At 36.4% G+C, this 17,685-nt stretch carries 18 protein-coding genes; 1 reads left to right on the top strand and 17 read right to left on the bottom strand.

Features of this window, described 5'->3' with window-relative positions; genetic code table 11:
- Positions 1-51: 51 nt before the first annotated feature.
- The 12 genes from cshA to KI369_RS09550 form a co-directional block, all read right to left on the bottom strand.
- Entirely contained in the window at positions 52-1,662 is a 1,611-nt protein-coding gene (gene cshA, locus KI369_RS09605) for a degradosome RNA helicase CshA (RefSeq protein WP_144616176.1), read from the bottom strand.
- 305 nt (positions 1,663-1,967) lie between these two features.
- Positions 1,968-3,344 carry a UDP-N-acetylmuramoyl-tripeptide--D-alanyl-D-alanine ligase gene (gene murF, locus KI369_RS09600; protein ID WP_212955806.1) on the bottom strand — a complete coding sequence of 459 codons (1,377 nt, stop codon included), beginning with the start codon at positions 3,342-3,344 and terminating at the stop codon, positions 1,968-1,970.
- 60 nt (positions 3,345-3,404) lie between these two features.
- Positions 3,405-4,490, bottom strand: a complete 1,086-nt coding sequence (locus KI369_RS09595; protein ID WP_212955805.1) for a D-alanine--D-alanine ligase — start codon at positions 4,488-4,490, stop codon at positions 3,405-3,407.
- 233 nt (positions 4,491-4,723) lie between these two features.
- Positions 4,724-5,995 (bottom strand): MDR family MFS transporter, encoded by a 1,272-nt coding sequence (locus KI369_RS09590; RefSeq protein WP_212955804.1) that lies wholly within the window; start codon positions 5,993-5,995, stop codon positions 4,724-4,726.
- A 233-nt stretch (positions 5,996-6,228) separates the two neighbouring features.
- Entirely contained in the window at positions 6,229-7,401 is a 1,173-nt protein-coding gene (locus KI369_RS09585; protein WP_212955812.1) for a homogentisate 1,2-dioxygenase, read from the bottom strand.
- On the bottom strand, positions 7,367-8,323 hold the full coding sequence (locus KI369_RS09580) for a fumarylacetoacetate hydrolase family protein (RefSeq protein ID WP_212955803.1): 957 nt from the start codon (positions 8,321-8,323) through the stop codon (positions 7,367-7,369). Before KI369_RS09580 ends, KI369_RS09585 begins: the two co-directional genes overlap by 35 nt.
- A 66-nt stretch (positions 8,324-8,389) precedes the next feature.
- Positions 8,390-9,508: a 4-hydroxyphenylpyruvate dioxygenase gene (gene hppD, locus KI369_RS09575; protein WP_212955802.1), complete on the bottom strand. Its 1,119-nt coding sequence runs from the start codon at positions 9,506-9,508 to the stop codon at positions 8,390-8,392.
- Positions 9,509-9,817: 309 nt separating this feature from the next.
- Positions 9,818-9,928, bottom strand: a complete 111-nt coding sequence (locus tag KI369_RS09570) for a DUF3948 family protein (protein WP_001083700.1) — start codon at positions 9,926-9,928, stop codon at positions 9,818-9,820.
- A gap of 42 nt (positions 9,929-9,970) precedes the next feature.
- A complete protein-coding gene (locus tag KI369_RS09565; protein ID WP_000664237.1) occupies positions 9,971-10,078 on the bottom strand; it encodes a DUF3948 family protein in 108 nt (35 codons plus the stop codon).
- A 41-nt stretch (positions 10,079-10,119) separates the two neighbouring features.
- Complete coding sequence (locus KI369_RS09560; RefSeq protein ID WP_000654250.1) at positions 10,120-10,236, bottom strand: DUF3948 family protein; 117 nt, start codon at positions 10,234-10,236, stop codon at positions 10,120-10,122.
- Positions 10,237-10,271: 35 nt separating this feature from the next.
- A complete protein-coding gene (locus tag KI369_RS09555; protein WP_000664237.1) occupies positions 10,272-10,379 on the bottom strand; it encodes a DUF3948 family protein in 108 nt (35 codons plus the stop codon).
- A 41-nt stretch (positions 10,380-10,420) separates the two neighbouring features.
- Positions 10,421-10,528, bottom strand: a complete 108-nt coding sequence (locus KI369_RS09550) for a DUF3948 family protein (protein WP_000664237.1) — start codon at positions 10,526-10,528, stop codon at positions 10,421-10,423.
- A gap of 450 nt (positions 10,529-10,978) precedes the next feature.
- Between KI369_RS09550 and KI369_RS09545 the strand changes: the two genes are divergently transcribed.
- Positions 10,979-11,851, top strand: coding sequence for a Cof-type HAD-IIB family hydrolase (locus KI369_RS09545; protein WP_212955801.1), 873 nt, complete (start codon positions 10,979-10,981; stop codon positions 11,849-11,851).
- A gap of 37 nt (positions 11,852-11,888) precedes the next feature.
- On the opposite strand, the gene KI369_RS09540 is transcribed toward KI369_RS09545, so the two are convergent.
- The 5 genes from KI369_RS09540 to KI369_RS09520 all read right to left on the bottom strand — a co-directional run bounded on the left by KI369_RS09540 (position 11,889) and on the right by KI369_RS09520 (position 17,565).
- On the bottom strand, positions 11,889-12,854 hold the full coding sequence (locus KI369_RS09540; RefSeq protein WP_001294493.1) for an ABC transporter ATP-binding protein: 966 nt from the start codon (positions 12,852-12,854) through the stop codon (positions 11,889-11,891).
- On the bottom strand, positions 12,851-13,831 hold the full coding sequence (locus KI369_RS09535) for an ABC transporter ATP-binding protein (protein WP_000030796.1): 981 nt from the start codon (positions 13,829-13,831) through the stop codon (positions 12,851-12,853). The genes KI369_RS09540 and KI369_RS09535 overlap by 4 nt, the downstream gene beginning before the upstream one ends.
- 10 nt (positions 13,832-13,841) lie before the next feature.
- Positions 13,842-14,765 (bottom strand): oligopeptide ABC transporter permease, encoded by a 924-nt coding sequence (opp4C, locus tag KI369_RS09530; RefSeq protein WP_212955800.1) that lies wholly within the window; start codon positions 14,763-14,765, stop codon positions 13,842-13,844.
- 12 nt (positions 14,766-14,777) lie between these two features.
- Positions 14,778-15,734, bottom strand: coding sequence for an ABC transporter permease (locus KI369_RS09525; protein WP_061677933.1), 957 nt, complete (start codon positions 15,732-15,734; stop codon positions 14,778-14,780).
- 103 nt (positions 15,735-15,837) lie between these two features.
- Positions 15,838-17,565: an ABC transporter substrate-binding protein gene (locus KI369_RS09520; protein WP_212955799.1), complete on the bottom strand. Its 1,728-nt coding sequence runs from the start codon at positions 17,563-17,565 to the stop codon at positions 15,838-15,840.
- Positions 17,566-17,685: the final 120 nt, after the last annotated feature.

Below are 17,685 nucleotides of genomic sequence, written 5' to 3'. Positions count from 1 at the left end.
AATTACAGAAATAAAAAAAGAGAATGCCAGCAAAGGGCATTCTCTTTTGTATTAAGCTTGTGGACGGCTATGATGTTTTCTTTCGCCACGTCCATTTGAAGATCCAGGACGACCTTGACCTTCGCCTTTACGACCACGGCTACCGCCATCACGATTACGATCACGGTTACCACCATCACGATTGCGATCACGGTTACGGCCATCGCCACCGCCGCGTCCATCACGGTTACGATCACGGTTACGACCATCGCCACCGCCGCGTCCGTCACGACTACGATTACGGTTACCATCACGGTATCCGCCTCCGTTACCGCCGCGTTTTTTAGAACCGCCACCTCTTGAAACAACTGGTGGTTCTGATGTTAAAGCGATTGGAGTTGTATCTGGCTCTTTTGTCATCATTTTTAAAGCAGCAGCTACTACTGTTACAGAGTCGTTCTCTTCTAACATTTCTTCTGCAATACGCTTGTAGTATGATAAGTTATCATTTTCAATTGTGCTTTGAAGTTTTTCAGCGATTAAACGTTGTTGACCTTCTAGTGCCTCGTCAAGTGTCGGTGCATCCATACGGTCCATTTTACGTTTTGTTGTACGCTCGATATTTTTTAATTGTCCTGATTCACGTGGTGTTACAAATAGCATTGCAATACCTTTTTTACCTGCACGACCAGTACGGCCGATACGGTGAACGTATGATTCTGGATCTTGTGGGATATCGAAGTTATATACGTGTGTTACGCCTGAAATATCAAGACCACGTGCAGCAACGTCTGTTGCAACAAGAACTTCGATAGAACCTTCTTTAAATTTACGTAGTACAGACATACGTTTCGCCTGTGTTAAATCACCATGGATACCTTCTGCAGCATAACCACGTAAGTTTAATGCTTCTGATAATTCATCAACACGACGCTTTGTGCGACCGAATACGATTGCAAGTTCTGGAGATTGAATATCTAGTAAGCGTGTTAACACGTCAAACTTTTTCTTTTCTTGCACTTCTAAATAGAACTGCTGAATGTTTGGCATTGTTACTTCTTTTGCTTTTACTTTAATGTGTTGAGGCTCAGTCATGAAACGCTCAGCAATACGACGGATTGGATCTGGCATTGTTGCTGAGAATAATAATGTTTGATGCGTTTCTGGCACATCTGTTAAAATCGCTTCAATATCTTCAATGAAGCCCATGTTTAACATTTCATCCGCTTCGTCAAGAACAACTGTCTCTACGTTTTGTAAGCGAAGTGTTTTACGGTTAATATGATCTAAAATACGACCCGGCGTACCAACAATAATGTGTGGGTGTTTTTTTAGAGCACGAATTTGGCGGTTAATATCTTGACCACCATAGATTGGTAAAATACGAACGCGTTTATGTTTACCAATTTTGTATAGCTCTTCTCCAACTTGAATTGCTAATTCACGCGTTGGCGCGATAACAATACCTTGTACTGATTCTTTATTTGTATCCACTTTGTCTAATAGTGGTAATCCGAATGCTGCTGTTTTCCCTGTACCTGTTTGTGCTTGCCCAATAATATCTTTACCTTGCAATGCATGTGGAATTGTTTCAGCTTGAATCGGCGTAGCCTCTTCAAAGCCCATACTTTCAACAGATTGCAGTAAAGACTCACTTAATCCTAATTCTCGAAATGTTGTCAATGTTACTTCTCCTTTTCTATCCTATACTTATCATTTAAAAAAAGGCGTTTTCCGAATTTGCGGAAAAGCCCTTTTCCTGAATGCTCACGTATATAAACGGGCGTATATTCTTCGCGAAAATACTTCTAAACGTTATTACACTTTATCAATTATAAGTTTTGTATGTGTAAAAAGCAAACCCAACTGTTACCTTATTTTCATATTCAGAGTTTTTTTCTTCACTTTTATTTTTTTATATTTACTGTAAGCGCTTATTATAAGTTTCTTCTATTTTCGCAGCTATCATCCCTATTTATATACACCAATTATTTCAACATCGTAATTACTTCTTCCAATTTCATACCGCGAGATGCTTTTATTAATACCACATCTTTCGCATCGACTACTGCTTGCAACTCTTTTACTAACTCTTCTTTATTATCATACGCTTTTACACGTTCATTAGGAAAATTAATTTTCGCTCCTTCAGCAATTTGAGCCCCTAATTTACCATATGTGAACACATATGAAATTTTTGCTGGATCGATTAATTTACCTACCTCATAATGAAACTGTACCTCTTGATTTCCAAGCTCTAACATATCACCGAGTACAACAATCTTTTTAGCAAATCCATCTAAGCCATTCATTAAATGGAATGCTGCTTCCATAGCCGTTGGACTTGCATTATAAGCATCATTGATAATTGTTAAACCACTATTTGTTTTTACAATCTCCATACGCATGCCCGTCATTTGAAGTGTCACTAAACCTTCTTTCATCTCTTCCCACGTTACACCGAAATGTTTCGCAATTGCCATTGAAGCAAGCGTATTATACACATTGTGTTTTCCTAATACCGGTAGATAGAATGAAATATTTTCTTCTCTGTTCATTTTAAAGTGTGTCCCAGTTGCCTGTAATGTTACAGTCGTTGGATAGTAATCATTTGCTCTAGCGTCACCAAATGTAACTGTTTCAGCTATTAAATTCATTTCAGGAACACGATTTGTTAATAATGGCTCATCTCCGTTATATACGAATACTCCACCTTCTTGTAATCCTGTTACAATTTCTAATTTCGCTTCAGCAATCGCCTCACGAGAGCCTAAGTCCATTAAATGTGCCTCACCAATGTTCGTAATGATAGCTGCATTTGGACGTGCTAACTTAGATAAGAATTCAATTTCCCCTCGGCTTGACATACCCATTTCTAATACAGCTACTTCTGTATTTTCCTCTAAATTTAAAATAGTAAGAGGTAACCCGATATGGTTATTGAAGTTTCCTTCTGTTTTTTGAACTTTGAATTTAGTCGCAAGAAGACTTGTTACAATATCTTTTGTAGATGTTTTACCGTTACTACCTGTCACACCAATAACTTTCACATCCAATTGATCGCGATAATTTTTCGCTAACATTTGTAATGCCGATAGCGTGTCTTCTACAATAATAACTGGAAGATTCTCTGGTGGATTTGCTACATCTTTCATCCATAATGTCGCCACAGCTCCATTTTCAACAGCTTTTTCTACAAAAGCATGTCCATCGAAACGTTCACCTTGAATTGGAACATATAAGTTTCCCTTTTCAATTTTTCTCGTATCAATAGATACTCCTTGTATAGTAATTCCCTCATATTGCTCTGCTAATCCCGTACCATTTACCATCTGTTCTACTTGTTTTAACGTTCGATTTATCATGAAAACACTCCTTACATAGAGGAAGCACTATTCCTGCGAATAGTGCCTCCTCCTTTTTTGTTAGATTGTATATTTAATTTTTTGTTTTTCCTCGTGACGCGCAATTGCTAAATTGATTAGCTCTTCAATTAATTCCGGATACGGTAATCCAGTATGTTGCCATAATAGAGGGAACATACTAAACGGCGTAAATCCTGGCATCGTATTCACTTCGTTAATATATACTTCTCCATCTTTCGTTAAGAAGAAATCAGCTCTTGTTAAGCCAGCACCATCTAACGATTGGAATGCAATAATCGCATCTCGCTTAATGACATTAGACTCTTCTTCTGTCATTTCAGCTGGAATAATTAACGCTGTATCTCCATCGATGTATTTCGACTTATAATCATAGAAGTCTTTTTTCGGTACGATTTCACCTACAACTGAACATTTCGGCTCATCATTACCTAGTACACCAACTTCTACTTCACGTCCAACAATATTTTCTTCTACAATAATTTTACGGTCAAATTGGAACGCCTCTTCAAATGCATTCTCAAGTTCTTCGCGATTTTTACACTTATTAATACCAACACTTGAACCAAGGTTTGCTGGTTTTACGAAGCAAGGATATCCTAATACTTCTTCTACTTTTTCATATGCTGTTTCACGATCTTTTTCCCATGCGCTACGAATGAATGATGCATATTTTGCTTGTTTCAATCCAGCTTCTGCAAAGATGTTTTTCATAACAACTTTATCCATACCAGCAGCAGATGCTAGAACACCATTCCCTACATAAGGAATGTTCATTAATTCTAATAATCCTTGAACCGTTCCATCTTCACCATTTGGTCCATGTAATAGTGGGAAAATAACGTCGATAGCATTTTCCTCAGAAGCTGCAGATGGAATGATTTCTGTGCTTAATGATAACGGAGAAATCGCATTTTCTGCACCGCTCATTTTTAGAACTTCAACATCTGTTACTTCACCTTCAATACGCTCACCGCGCACCCATTGACCTTGTTCTGTAATATAAATTGGATGAATCTCGAATTTATCTTGATTTAATGCTTTAATAGCAGCAAGAGCCGTTTGTAGCGAAACTTGATGCTCAGCTGATTTTCCACCATATAATAAACCTAATTTAATTTTTGTCACTGAAATCACCCTAACCAATTGTTTTCATTTTTCTATTTTAGCACTTTTTATAAAAATAGGTAGTTCCTATTTGAAATAAAATGTAACTTCCACAAATAAATAAATGACACCACTTATTGGTTTTCTATACTTTTTCTACTTAAATTTCTTCGTAAATATATAAAATGGCAACTCAATCTAGTTATGTACCTAGAATATGTAGAAATCCCCTTTTTGTGTATATCATCTACTTATTAAGAAGATTGTTTAGTCAGTTTGCTTTTTTGCCTTTGTTCAACGAGACGATCTAAAGAAACATATACAACACCTGCAACTACACATCCTATAGCTAAAATTGTAAATAGAAAGTGGCCAAGTAATCGATCTAGTAAAAAACCTCCAAGAAGTGGACCGAATGCACTTCCTGTAATCCACTGTAAACTTGCAGCTCCCATATAAGTCCCTCTCAAATGCTCAGGGGACAAATTCGCTACAAACGTCATCTGTACAGGCGACATAATCATCTCACCTAACGTATATATGGCATAAACGAACATTAATGTAATTAAAATAACGGTAGCATTTGTATCTAATCCTCCAAACCACTTCGGTAACCAGCCTATAAAAAACAAACCAATCCCGAACAAACATGCACCATATAACATCGTCTTTCCGACAGGTTTATCCGTGGCCCATTTTGAAATTTGAAACTGGAACAACACAACTAATAGTCCGTTTAAAGCCATTAAATATGGGTATGGATTGTTAGTTCCAAAAATATCTTTCATTTCATTATCAAAGTGCAATGGCAACATGCCTTCTGTTTGAGAAAATCCCATCGAAATAATGATACCTGCTAATAAATAAATCATGAGTGCCTTATCTCGCAATACAATTTTCCACACTGCTCCTGATTCCTTTTCGTTACCCTCTTCTTTATTCGTATTCTTTGGCATTGTCTCTTGAATAAGTATGAATACAAGTAATGCATAAAATAACATCGTAGACGAAGCGATAATAAATACAAGGTTCTTCGACAACATAACTACTGAAGCCCCCATTATTGGGCCGATTGCAGCACCTATATTGTGCCCCATTCGTAATAAACCATATGCTTCTGTTCTTTTTTCTGGCTTTGTTACATCTGCAACCATCGCTGATGCAGCTGGATGAAATAGCGAATTACTTAACCCTAAAAAAACAGATAAAATCGCATACGGAATAAATCCTTCTATAAATAAAAAACCGAGCATGAATACCGCATTACTCGTCATCGAAAATATCATGATCGGCTTTCTTCCATATATATCAGCAATTCTTCCCCCTATAATTGATCCGAAGCTTGCAGCAATTGGAGAAAGCGCCATAATAACTCCAACCTGTAATAATGAATCAACCTTATCTTTTAAATATAATGCAAAAAAAGGCATCAACATCATCATCGCAATTCCATTTAACGTCTCGCCAATAAACCGAATCCATACGTTACGGTCCATCTCCCTTAACTCACGCCACGTATTTTTCATAAGTCCCCCCCTTTGTTCCCCAACAATTATATTATATATAGAATCAGAAAAATACAAATTTTCAAACTAAAATTCCTCGCAATAATTCCTGTCGAAATAAGCAGAAATTCTTAGGAATATACACCGTCCTTATCATTCTTTCTATATATCTTTCCATAACTTTTTTTGGTATTATTATACATGTCGATTCCATAAAAGAGGCATGCTCCTTTATCGAGCACGCCTCTTTTTATCTATTTCACAGTATGTGAACCTTCTTCAATCCAGCTATACATATACTTTTCATCTTCGGTTTCATGTGCTTGTTTTACAATACGAAGCGGACGGAATGTATCTATCATAACAGCTAATTCAAGCGTTTCCTTTTTCCCTATACTTGCCTCTGTTTTCCCAGGGTGCGGTCCATGAGGAATACCGCTCGGATGAAGTGTAATAGAACCTTCTTCCACACCCTTCCGGCTCATAAAGTTACCTTCCACATAGTAAAGGACTTCATCACTATTTACATTACTGTGATAGTACGGAGCTGGAATAGATTCTGGATGATAATCATATAAACGTGGTACGAAAGAACAAATAACGAAATTGTGACCCTCGAACGTTTGATGTACGGGAGGTGGCTGATGAATACGACCTGTGATTGGTTCAAAGTCCTCTACATTAAAGACCCACGGATATAAATAGCCATCCCATCCAACTACATCTAAAGGATGATGCCCTAAAACATGCTTGTGCATATAGCCCCTCGACTTTGTCATTACGACAAACTCACCTTTTTCATCATATGTCTCTAATTTTTCAGGACCACGAATATCTCTCTCACAAAACGGACTATGCTCTAACAATTGTCCGTATTCATTGCGATAGCGACGTGGCGTTGTAATTTGGCTATTTGCCTCTACAACAAGAAGCTTAGTCTCGCCTTCATCTGGAATAACACGATAGATTGTTCCGATTGGAATCGTTACATAATCACCTTTTCTATAGTGAATCGTTCCAAACATCGTTTCAATTTTCCCTGTTCCATAATGAACAAACAACATTTCATCACCATCACCATTACGATAGAAATAATCCATTTTCTCTGTTGGACTCACTACTCCGATTAATAAATCTTCATTTCCAAGTATGAAGTTTCTCCCACTTACTGCATCACCACTTTTTTTATTTTCTTTCGTGCGGAAGTGACGATGAGAAAGTGCAACATCCTCTTCATACTGTAGCTGACAAGAATGCGATAGTGCCGCATGCCCTACTTCTGTTGGCATATAATGATGATACAAAATAGACTGCGTACCAGAAAAACCTTTCGTTCCCATTACCTGTTCACGATAAAGTGATCCATCTTTTTTACGGAATTGTACATGTCGTTTATGAGGTAGCTCCCCCATGTGACGATAAAACATGCTCATCACCTGCTTCCTTTTCTTTTTTGACCGTATTACGTAATGTACCTAAACCAGTAATCGTAAGTTCTACAACATCTCCATCTTGCAGCCACTCTTCCGTACCCAGTTCTAAAATACACCCTGTTCCTACTGTCCCAGAACCAATCACATCACCTGGATATAACGTAACGTCTTCCGAAGCACGTTCAATCATTTCAGCAAATGTATAGTAAATATCTTGGAATTTCCCCTTTGATAATAGCTTTCCATTTACATGCGCAGTCATTTCTAACTCATAACGGTCACCGTTACGATAAACATCTAGTTCCTCTTTCGTAACAAGGTATGCTCCTAATGAAGTTGCAAAATCTTTTCCTTTTGCCGGACCGAGTCCTACCTTCATTTCTGTTGCTTGTAAGTCCCTTGCACTCCAGTCGTTCATAATACAATAACCAAAAATGTATTCTTCTGCTTGCTCACGAGAAATATTTCTTCCTTCTTTCCCAATTACGCAAGCAATCTCTAACTCATAATCAAGTTTTTTAGATTTATTCGGAGAGATTACAAAATCATCCGGACCAATTACAGCACGATGGTTCGTAAAATAAAAAACCGGAAAATCGTACCATTCAGGTACAACATCTAGCCCTCTTCGGCCACGAGCCGTTTTTACATGCTGTTCAAACGCGTAAAAATCCCGAATACTACTCGGATTAGGAATTGCCGCCGCTAATTGTACTTCCTCTAAGGCATATATACCCTTTTCTGGATTCTTAATCTTACGCAATACTTCTACATACTCATCCGCTTTCTCTAAAAAGGCGAACATAGAAGAAGGTAATTTCCCATTACTAGCAAGATTCATATCAATTACTTTGTCACCTTCAAGCCATCCAGCTCGCATTTCTTTCGAAGGAAGACGAAATGTAACAAATTTCATCATGATTCCTCCCTATGAAAATGAAATTTCCACCAACAAAAGAATTTTTGCTGGTGGATATCAATTTTATAAATTTCCGCGACGCTCTTGTTCTCTTTCAATCGATTCGAATAATGCTTTAAAGTTCCCTTCTCCAAATCCGCGAGAACCTTTACGTTGAATGATTTCAATAAATAAAGTTGGACGATCTACAATTGGTTTCGTAAAGATTTGTAGTAAGTATCCTTCATCATCGCGATCTACTAAAATCTTTAATTCTTTTAACCTATCAATTTCCTCATCAATTTTTCCAACTCGTGCACTTAACTCATCATAATAAGTATCTGGTGTATCTAAGAACTCCACACCATTTGCACGAAGTGCTTCAACTGTTTTAACAATGTCACTCGTTAATAAAGCAAGATGTTGTACACCTGCTCCATTGTAGAACTCTAGATATTCTTGAATTTGTGATTTTCTCTTTCCATCTGCTGGCTCATTAATAGGGAACTTAATACGACTTCCATTTGTCATAACTTTCGACATTAGCGCTGAATACTCTGTACTAATATCATCATCATCAAAATGGATCATTTGTTTAAAGCCCATAACGTTCTCGTAATAACTAACCCACTCTTCCATTTTTTCGACATTACCAACTACGTGGTCTACAGCGATTAAGCCTGACTCTTCAAATGGAATATTAAACTCGACCTTTTGGAACCCTGGCATAAATGTTCCTTTATAATTTTTACGCTCTACAAGCGTGTGAATTGTATCACCATACGTACCAATAACTGCTTTCTTCAATGTACCGTTCTCGTCTGTTAACTCTACAGGTGGAGCAATTGCGACGGCACCACGTTTCACTGCTTCCGAGTATGCTTTATCAACATCGTCAACAAGTAACGCCACATCTTTTACGCCATCACCATGAGTCTTTACAAACTCTGCAATACGATTGTCGCTACTTAAAGCTCCAGACACAACAAAACGCATATTTTTTTGCACAAGAACATAAGATACCTTTTCACGGTTACCAGTTTCCAATCCAGAGTAAGCCACAATTTTGAATCCGAATGCTCTCGCAAGGTAATAACTTGATTGCTTTGCATTTCCTACGTAAAATTCTAAATGATCTACATCACGTACTGGAAAAAAGTCCTCCATTTGTGCAGCTAGCGTATCCATAGATTTTTGTTTCATAAAATCCTCATCCCCCTGTAAATAGATTAAATGGTCCATACTTAAAACCAACCGAAAACGCTTCCAACATCAATTGATAGAAATTAGTTAGCAAGCTAACAAATTCTGACCTTTAAAATTTTCTATCTTTTCTGTCAAATTCCTCTTTTTTTCTTACATATAAAATTCGACTTTTTTCTCTTTAAAATAAAGGGAGGCTATTCATACTTGGAGGGATATATAGAAGAAAACAAAAAAGACCCCAACATATTAACTACTTACTAATATGCTAGAGTCTTTATTTTTTTTGAATGATTGTATTTATATGTCTCATACTAATACATTTGCAAGGAATAGAATAAATGATGTTAATACTACCGCTCCACCTAATGATCCTAATAAATCTGTTTTTGTTACTTGTAACACTTGTTCACTGTTCATATTCCTCATTCTCCTTTCATTTTGTATAATTTAAAACTTCTATTATACTAATACACTTGATAGAAATACGATTAACGCTGTTAATACTACTGCTCCACTTGCTGATCCTACGAAGTCACCTTTTGTTACTTGTAATACTTGCTCTTTCATTTTGCATTCTCCTCTCTTTTTCTTTTATTACAACGCCTCTATTATACTAATACACTTGATAGAAATACGATTAATGCTGTTAATACTACTGCTCCACTTGCTGATCCTACGAAGTCACCTTTTGTTACTTGTAATACTTGCTCTTTCATATCTTTCATTCTCCCTTCATTTGTTTTTTGTTACAAAGCTTCTATTATACTAATACGCTTGATAGAAATACGATTAACGCTGTTAATACTACTGCCCCACTTGCTGATCCTACGAAGTCACCTTTTGTTACTTGTAATACTTGCTCTTTCATTTTGCATTCTCCTCTCTTTTTCTTTTATTACAAAGCCTCTATTATACTAATACGCTTGATAGAAATACGATTAATGCTGTTAATACTACCGCTCCACTTGCTGATCCTACGAAGTCACCTTTTGTTACTTGTAATACTTGCTCTTTCATTTTATGTATCCTCCTTTTAATAAGTTATCTATATGTAATTTCTAAGAAATGTTTATTTCATAGTTTTTATGTTAGCGTTACATTAAATTTAATAACGTAACGTTTGTAACATTAATGTAACATAACTATTGTTACGTTGCAATATAATTACGTAAATTTTATTACACTTTTTTTACGTTTTTTTATAACCCCCTTTAAAAACCTTGTTTTAATGCACTTTCTACTAAGTTGAAGTTTGTAACGTTATTGTAATATTACAGTCACATAACGAAATATACCCATACTTACCTCTACTTTTGTTACAAATTAAAGTGCATGTTTAAATGAACACGTTGGAATCTATCAAGCTTTTACTAACTGTTCGTGCTAGATAAAATACAATCTTTCCAAGATAAGTTTATATGTTTCCTCTATATAAATATGTATAATAAAAACAAAGAGGTGGTCATTTTGAAATTAATCGCATTAGATATGGATGGTACACTACTATCATCTAATCTTGAGATCTCCAAAGAGAACTTACAAGCTATCCAAACTGCAAAAGAGGCTGGTCATATTGTCATGATTTGTTCTGGTCGCGCAAAAGAGGATGCTTTAAAATTATTGGAAGAATATAAACTATGTCTTCCAGTTGGAGCAAGCAATGGGGCAATTGTTTATGTGGATGGAAAGGTAATTAACTCGCGTTGTTTACAAAACGATAAAGTATACAAGCTTGCAAAATTACTAGAATCTGAGGGTTTTCCATATAAGCTATATACGAATAAAGGAGTTTATTCTCCATATACATGGCAAGATCAAGTTATGCAAGCGTTCGAAGAAAACAAGCATGCACTAGATGTTACGCTTGAGGAACTTGAAAGAATTACAGAAAAACAAAAGAAATCAAACTTAATTACTGATTTCCAAAAAATTGAAGATGTTGTAAATAATCCAGAATTAGAAATATCTAAATTTTTCATTTTGACATTTAATGCAGCACATCGTGCACAGCTATTAAGCATGTTACAAGAAGACACTGATATTTCAGTTACGGCATCTGCTCCTACTAATTTAGAAATTATGGATAAGAATGGACATAAAGGAAATGGACTGAAACAAATGGCAGCCCATTTTAATATACCAATTGAAGATACAGTTGCTATCGGTGACAATTTTAACGATGTACCCATGTTAGAAGTAGCTGGTTTATCAGTTGCAATGGGAAATGCTGAAGAAGATGTAAAAAAACTATGTGATGTTGTAACATTAACAAATAATGAACATGGTGTTGCTCATGCAATCGAGCAATTTGTATTGAAACAAACTTCATCTAGTAAATAAAAAAAGGACTCTTTCTATTTGAAAGAGTCTTTTTCTTTTATACATGATGGCAAGCAACAAAATGCTCCTCACCAACATTACGAAATTCAGGTACCGTTTGTTTACAAATATCTGTTGCAAACGGGCAACGTGTATGAAAACGACACCCCGAAGGTGGATTCGCTGGACTTGGAATGTCACCCTCTAGTATGATTCTCTCTCGCTTCACTGTTGGATCTGGTATTGGCACAGCCGATAACAATGCTTTTGTATACGGATGAAGTGGATTCGTAAATAACTCATCACGCGGCGCTGTCTCCACAATCGTTCCTAAATACATAATCCCGATTTTCGTACATAAATGTTCGACTACACTTAAATCATGTGAAATGAATAAATAAGATAGTCCCTTTTTCTCCTGTAACTCACTAAATAAATTAATGATCTGTGCTTGAATAGATACATCTAGTGCTGCCACAGGTTCATCAGCTACAATAAATTCTGGGTTTAATACCATAGCCCTTGCGATAACGATACGTTGACGTTGTCCACCAGAAAATTCATGAGGGTACCGGTCAATATGATATGGGGCTAAGCCACATAACTCTAATACTTCCGTTACTTTTTCACGAACATTTTCTTTCGTCGCTAATCCGTGAGCCAACATCGGCTCACCAAGTGCCTCTCCAATTCTCATTCTCGGATTTAATGAGCTAAATGGATCTTGAAACACAAGCTGCATATTAGGACGATGTTTTCTTAATTCCTCTTTTGATAGAGAATGAACATCGTGTCCTTTAAATTTCACTTCTCCCTCCGTTTTTTGGACGAGACGTAAAATTGTTTTTCCTATCGTCGTTTTTCCACTTCCTGATTCACCAACGAGACCAAATACTTCGCCTTTATTAATAGTAAAGCTTACTCCATCAACTGCTTTTACATGTCCAATCGTTCTACTAAATATGCCGCCTTTAATCGGAAAATATGTTTTTAAGTTTTTTACTTCTAATAATGGTTCACTCATTGTTCCGCACGCTCCTCATATAACCAGCAAGCTACTTTATGATTCTCATCATGCACATTTAGATTCGGTGCTTCTTCTTTACATATTTCCATACAATGCTCACAACGACCGCTGAAGTAGCAGAATTCATCCAAACCAACTAAATTAGGAACTTGCCCTGGAATAGAATATAGTTTATCTATTCGTTTTCCCATCACTGGTTTTGACTTCAACAACCCTTTCGTATACGGGTGTTTCGGATTTTGGAATATTTCTAGTACTGGTGCTTCTTCAATAACTTTCCCGCCATACATAACGACAACGTAATCAGCCATCTCTGCTACAACACCTAAATCATGTGTAATTAATAAAATAGATGTTTTAAATTCCTCTTTTACTTGTCTTAATAAGTCTAATATTTGAGCTTGAATCGTAACATCAAGAGCCGTTGTCGGTTCATCAGCAATTAATAACTTAGGATTACAACTAAGTGCAACAGCAATCATAATACGTTGTAACATACCACCGCTCAGTTCGTGTGGATAAGAATGGACGATTTCATCCGCACGAGCTATGCCGACTTTACGAATTAACTCAATTGCCTTCTTATATGCTTCATTTTTACTAAGTAATTCATGTTCCCTTAACGTCTCTACAATTTGTTCCCCTACAGTGAAGACCGGATTCAGCGATGTCATCGGTTCTTGGAAAATCATCGCAATATCATTCCCTCGTAAACTACGAAGCTCTTTCTCTTTCATTCCTAAAAGACTTTTTCCTTCATATAAAATATCTCCACCTACTACACTGCCGGATTCAGCAATAAGTCCCATAATAGATAAAGCCGTTACACTTTTCCCGCAACCTGATTCGCCTACAACACAAACAGTTTCACCTTCTCGAACTGTAAAACTAACATGATTCACAGCTTTTACTGTTCCTTCTTCTGTCTGAAAGTGTGTTTGTAAATCTTTCAGCTCTACTACCGCTTTACTCATACCTTTTCACCTACCGTCTCATCTTTGGATCTAACGCATCACGAAGTGCATCACCAAGTAAATTAATGGATACAACTGTTATAAAGATTGCGAAACCAGGCGGAATCCATAACCATGGGCGCTTTTGGAAATCAAGTAATGAGTTAGCTGCGCTAATCATATTCCCCCATGATGGTGTAGGTGGAACGACGCCGAGACCTAAATAGCTTAGTGCAGATTCCCCTAAAATAGAACCCGCAACGCCTAATGTGGATACAACAATTAATATTGGTAAAACATTAGGAATTAAGTGATATATAATTTTCCGGTAATCTTTTATTCCTAGTACATCAGCAGCTTGCATAAACGCCTGCTCTCTAAGTGATAAAATTTGACCTCTTACAAGACGTGCAAGCCCCGGCCAACCTACTAAACTTAAAATAATCATAATGACATACAGACGATAACCAGATGGTACTTTCCACTCTGATAAAATTGCCCCCATTATAATAAGTAATGGTAATCCTGGCATCGACATTAAAATATCGGCAAGCCGCATAATAATATTATCAACGATGCCACGATAAAAACCTGCGATAGCTCCTAATACAGCTCCTAGTATCACCGATAAAACCATTGAAGCTAGGCCAATCGTTAATGAAATTCGTCCCGCTTGCATAAGTCTCGTTAAAATATCTCTTCCTAATTGATCTGTACCAAGCCAATGAGAAAAACTAGGTGGTTTATTAATTAACGCAACTTGTATTTTCCCTGATGCATACGGTGAAAAGAACGGACCGATAAAACAAAATATAAACATAAAAATTAATGCATACAATCCTACGAGCGCCATCTTATTTTTCTTTATCCGTTTAAGAGCTTGTCGCCATGGCGATGATTCATTTTTTCTTCTCTTTTTTTCTTTCTTCTCTTTAATTACTGTAACAGTCTCCATTTCTTTCCCCCCTTACTTCAACCGAATTCGCGGATCAACAACTGCATATACGATATCTGCGAAAAAGTTTGAAACGATTGTTAAACAAGAAAGAAACATCGTAAATGCCATCAATACTGTATAATCACGAAAATTTAGTGCTTCCAATTGAATACCGCCAATCCCTGGCCAGTTAAAAATTTGTTCAATAATAATTGCTCCAGAAAACAATCCAGGTAACTCAAACGCAAGCAATGTAATAGCCGGTAAAATGGCATTTTTTAATGCATGTTTATAAATAACAGTCTTCTCTTTTAACCCTTTTGCTCGTGCCGTTCGTATGTAATCTTGTCTTACAACCTCTAACATACTCGTTCTAAAGTAGCGAGTTAATGAGCCCACACCAAGAAGAGTCAAAATAAATACCGGTAAAACCATATGCTTCGCAACTTCTATCACATAAGCGAATCCAGTTGAATTACTACCAACATCAATCATTCCACCTATTGGCAATAACTTAAGATCAACTGCGAACACCTTAATTAGAAACAGACCTATAAAAAATGAAGGAAATGACATTGCTGCAAAGATACCAATTGTTACAAGCTTATCGAATAAAGAATGTTGTTTTGTCGCTGAAAATACACCGATAATAAGTGCGATTAGCCAAATAAAAAACAATGCAACAATTGCTACAATAAAAGAGTTCCAAATAAATTTATTTAATAGTGATGTTACAGGTTCTTGATATTGAAGTGAAAAACCAAAGTCTCCTTGTAACGCATTACCTAGCCAGTGAAAATAGCGTTCAACAATTGGCTTATTTAATCCGTACAATTCCCGAAGCTCTTCCGCCCTTTGCGGTGTAATCTTAGGATTCGAATCAATATAATCCCCTGGAAGAAGCGCGAACAGGAAGAAAATAACAACTGACGTTCCCAAAAGTGTAGGAATCATTTGTAACAACCTACGAACGATATACGTTTTCACCCTTTTTCTCTCCAATCTTATGCTTAAAATAGAAGAACATTTTTTCGAATCAGCATATTACTAGCCGAATGAAAAAATGTCTTCTACTTATACATTCTTCTCGTTATTTTTCAATAGATAATACCGGTGAGTTCGAACTAATACTGTCATACTTCTCCGGGTCAATTCCTTTAATGTTTCCATTGTAAGCTGTGATGATTCTACGATAATTTAATAAAATTACTGGCGGATCATCACTTAGTTCTTTGTACAGTTCTTTGTAAATTGGTTTACGTTTCTCAATATCTACAGTTTCAATTCCTTTTTTAATTAATGCATCGACTTTTTCATTTTTATAACCTAAAGTATTATCATCACCTTCTGAAGAGTAACCACTTACAGTTTCACTTGGATCTGTTGTAATTGGTGTTGCAACAGAAGCTAAATCATAATCGCCTTTTTTCACTTTTGACAGCATCGTATTGAAATCCATAAATTCAGGATTGAACTCAACACCTAATTCTTTATAGTTCTCTTTTGCTATCGGAATAAATAAATCACCATCTTTTGCTGAACTTGCACCATAGTACGTTAATTTAAGTTTTTGACCATCTTTTTCACGAATTCCGTCTGAACCAGCTTTCCATCCAGCTTCATCTAATAATTTCTTCGCCTTATCTAAATTATATTCATACTTATTAATGCCCTCTTCTGTATACGCCCAAGATGTTGGATGAATTGGAACATTTGCTACTGTACCGTATCCTTTGAGAGCTGTATCTACATATTTTTTACGATCCAATCCATAAATAAGAGCTTGACGAACTTTCTTATCTTTTAAATACGGTTTTTTACTATTCATTCTTATATAACTAAACGAAGCAGCTGTCTCTATTTCAACATTTGCAAACTGTAAACTCTTCACTTGGTCTAAAATTTCGTCCCCGTAGCCTACTCCTGTATAATCTATCTCACCCGTTTGGAATAATTGGAATTTTGTATCCGGTGAAGTAATCTTATAAATAAAGTTTTGAATTTTTGGTTTGCCTGCATAATAATTTTCATTTGCTGTAAAACGAACTTCCTGTCCTGGGATATACTTTTCGAACTTATATGGTCCCGCAGCTATCGGCTTTCCATATAACTCTTTCAAATAATCTAAACTAGTATTTTGTTTATACTCTTTTCCATAATAAGCTTTCGATAATACTGGACCACCTAAAGCAATTAGCGCTTGTGAATTAACTTTTTCAGTCGTAATTTTAATTGTTTGTGGATCAACAACTTGAATGCCTTCAATAGATGTCGCTTTTCCTTCTTTATATTCCTTTCCACCTTTAATTGCATATTGTGAAATATCATCGCCACCTTCATACGCTTTATCATGTAGAAGTGATAATGTAAATGCTACATCGTCAGCAGTTAATGGCGATCCATCACTAAATTTCAAGTCTTTGCGTAAATGAAATGTATATGTTAATTGGTCTGAAGAGACATCCCATTTCTCAGCAAGATCTGGTATAGGTTTTCCTTGTTTATCTGTTGTAACAAGGGAAGCGAAAATAACCGATGTCACATTGCCATCCCAACCGTTCTCTTGAAAGTAAGGTAAGAAAACTCCTCCAGGCTTTGAGATACCAGAAATAAACGTATCTTTTCTATTTTTCGCCTTATCCGGTACTTTTGTCTTATCTGTAGCCGTAATTTTTTCAACTTTTATATTTTTTAAATCCTGCTGTTTAACCGGTTCTGTAGAAGCCGTATCCTCCTGTCCCCCACAAGCAGATAACACAAGCGAACTACTCAGTAATACCGAAAATACACCAGCCCATTTTTTTGTCTTTTTCTTCATTGTCCCCACCCTAACTGTTTAATAGTGATACCCTTTGAACTTATTAGCCTATGTATGCCCCCCACAGCATTTTTATAGCCAATCGGAAAAGTCGGTTTTAATCGTAAAAAAATAGATGTT

The sequence above is a fragment of the Bacillus sanguinis genome, assembly GCF_018332475.1.
GTDB lineage: Bacteria > Bacillota > Bacilli > Bacillales > Bacillaceae_G > Bacillus_A > Bacillus_A sanguinis.
This window is presented reverse-complemented; position numbering and strand designations above follow the sequence as displayed.

Excerpts from the sequence above, each read along its gene's own strand:
- KI369_RS09590 (WP_212955804.1), bottom strand. The coding sequence starts at position 5,995 with ATGAAAAATACGTGGCGTGAGTTAAGGGAGATGGACCGTAACGTATGG.
- KI369_RS09520 (WP_212955799.1), bottom strand. The coding sequence starts at position 17,565 with ATGAAGAAAAAGACAAAAAAATGGGCTGGTGTATTTTCGGTATTACTG.
- KI369_RS09565 (WP_000664237.1), bottom strand. The coding sequence starts at position 10,078 with ATGAAAGAGCAAGTATTACAAGTAACAAAAGGTGACTTCGTAGGATCA.
- KI369_RS09560 (WP_000654250.1), bottom strand. The coding sequence starts at position 10,236 with ATGAAAGATATGAAAGAGCAAGTATTACAAGTAACAAAAGGTGACTTC.
- opp4C (WP_212955800.1), bottom strand. The coding sequence starts at position 14,765 with ATGGAGACTGTTACAGTAATTAAAGAGAAGAAAGAAAAAAAGAGAAGA.
- KI369_RS09585 (WP_212955812.1), bottom strand. The coding sequence starts at position 7,401 with ATGTTTTATCGTCACATGGGGGAGCTACCTCATAAACGACATGTACAA.
- hppD (WP_212955802.1), bottom strand. The coding sequence starts at position 9,508 with ATGAAACAAAAATCTATGGATACGCTAGCTGCACAAATGGAGGACTTT.
- KI369_RS09550 (WP_000664237.1), bottom strand. The coding sequence starts at position 10,528 with ATGAAAGAGCAAGTATTACAAGTAACAAAAGGTGACTTCGTAGGATCA.
- KI369_RS09580 (WP_212955803.1), bottom strand. The coding sequence starts at position 8,323 with ATGAAATTTGTTACATTTCGTCTTCCTTCGAAAGAAATGCGAGCTGGA.
- KI369_RS09570 (WP_001083700.1), bottom strand. The coding sequence starts at position 9,928 with ATGAACAGTGAACAAGTGTTACAAGTAACAAAAACAGATTTATTAGGA.
- KI369_RS09555 (WP_000664237.1), bottom strand. The coding sequence starts at position 10,379 with ATGAAAGAGCAAGTATTACAAGTAACAAAAGGTGACTTCGTAGGATCA.
- murF (WP_212955806.1), bottom strand. The coding sequence starts at position 3,344 with ATGATAAATCGAACGTTAAAACAAGTAGAACAGATGGTAAATGGTACG.
- KI369_RS09540 (WP_001294493.1), bottom strand. The coding sequence starts at position 12,854 with ATGAGTGAACCATTATTAGAAGTAAAAAACTTAAAAACATATTTTCCG.
- KI369_RS09535 (WP_000030796.1), bottom strand. The coding sequence starts at position 13,831 with ATGAGTAAAGCGGTAGTAGAGCTGAAAGATTTACAAACACACTTTCAG.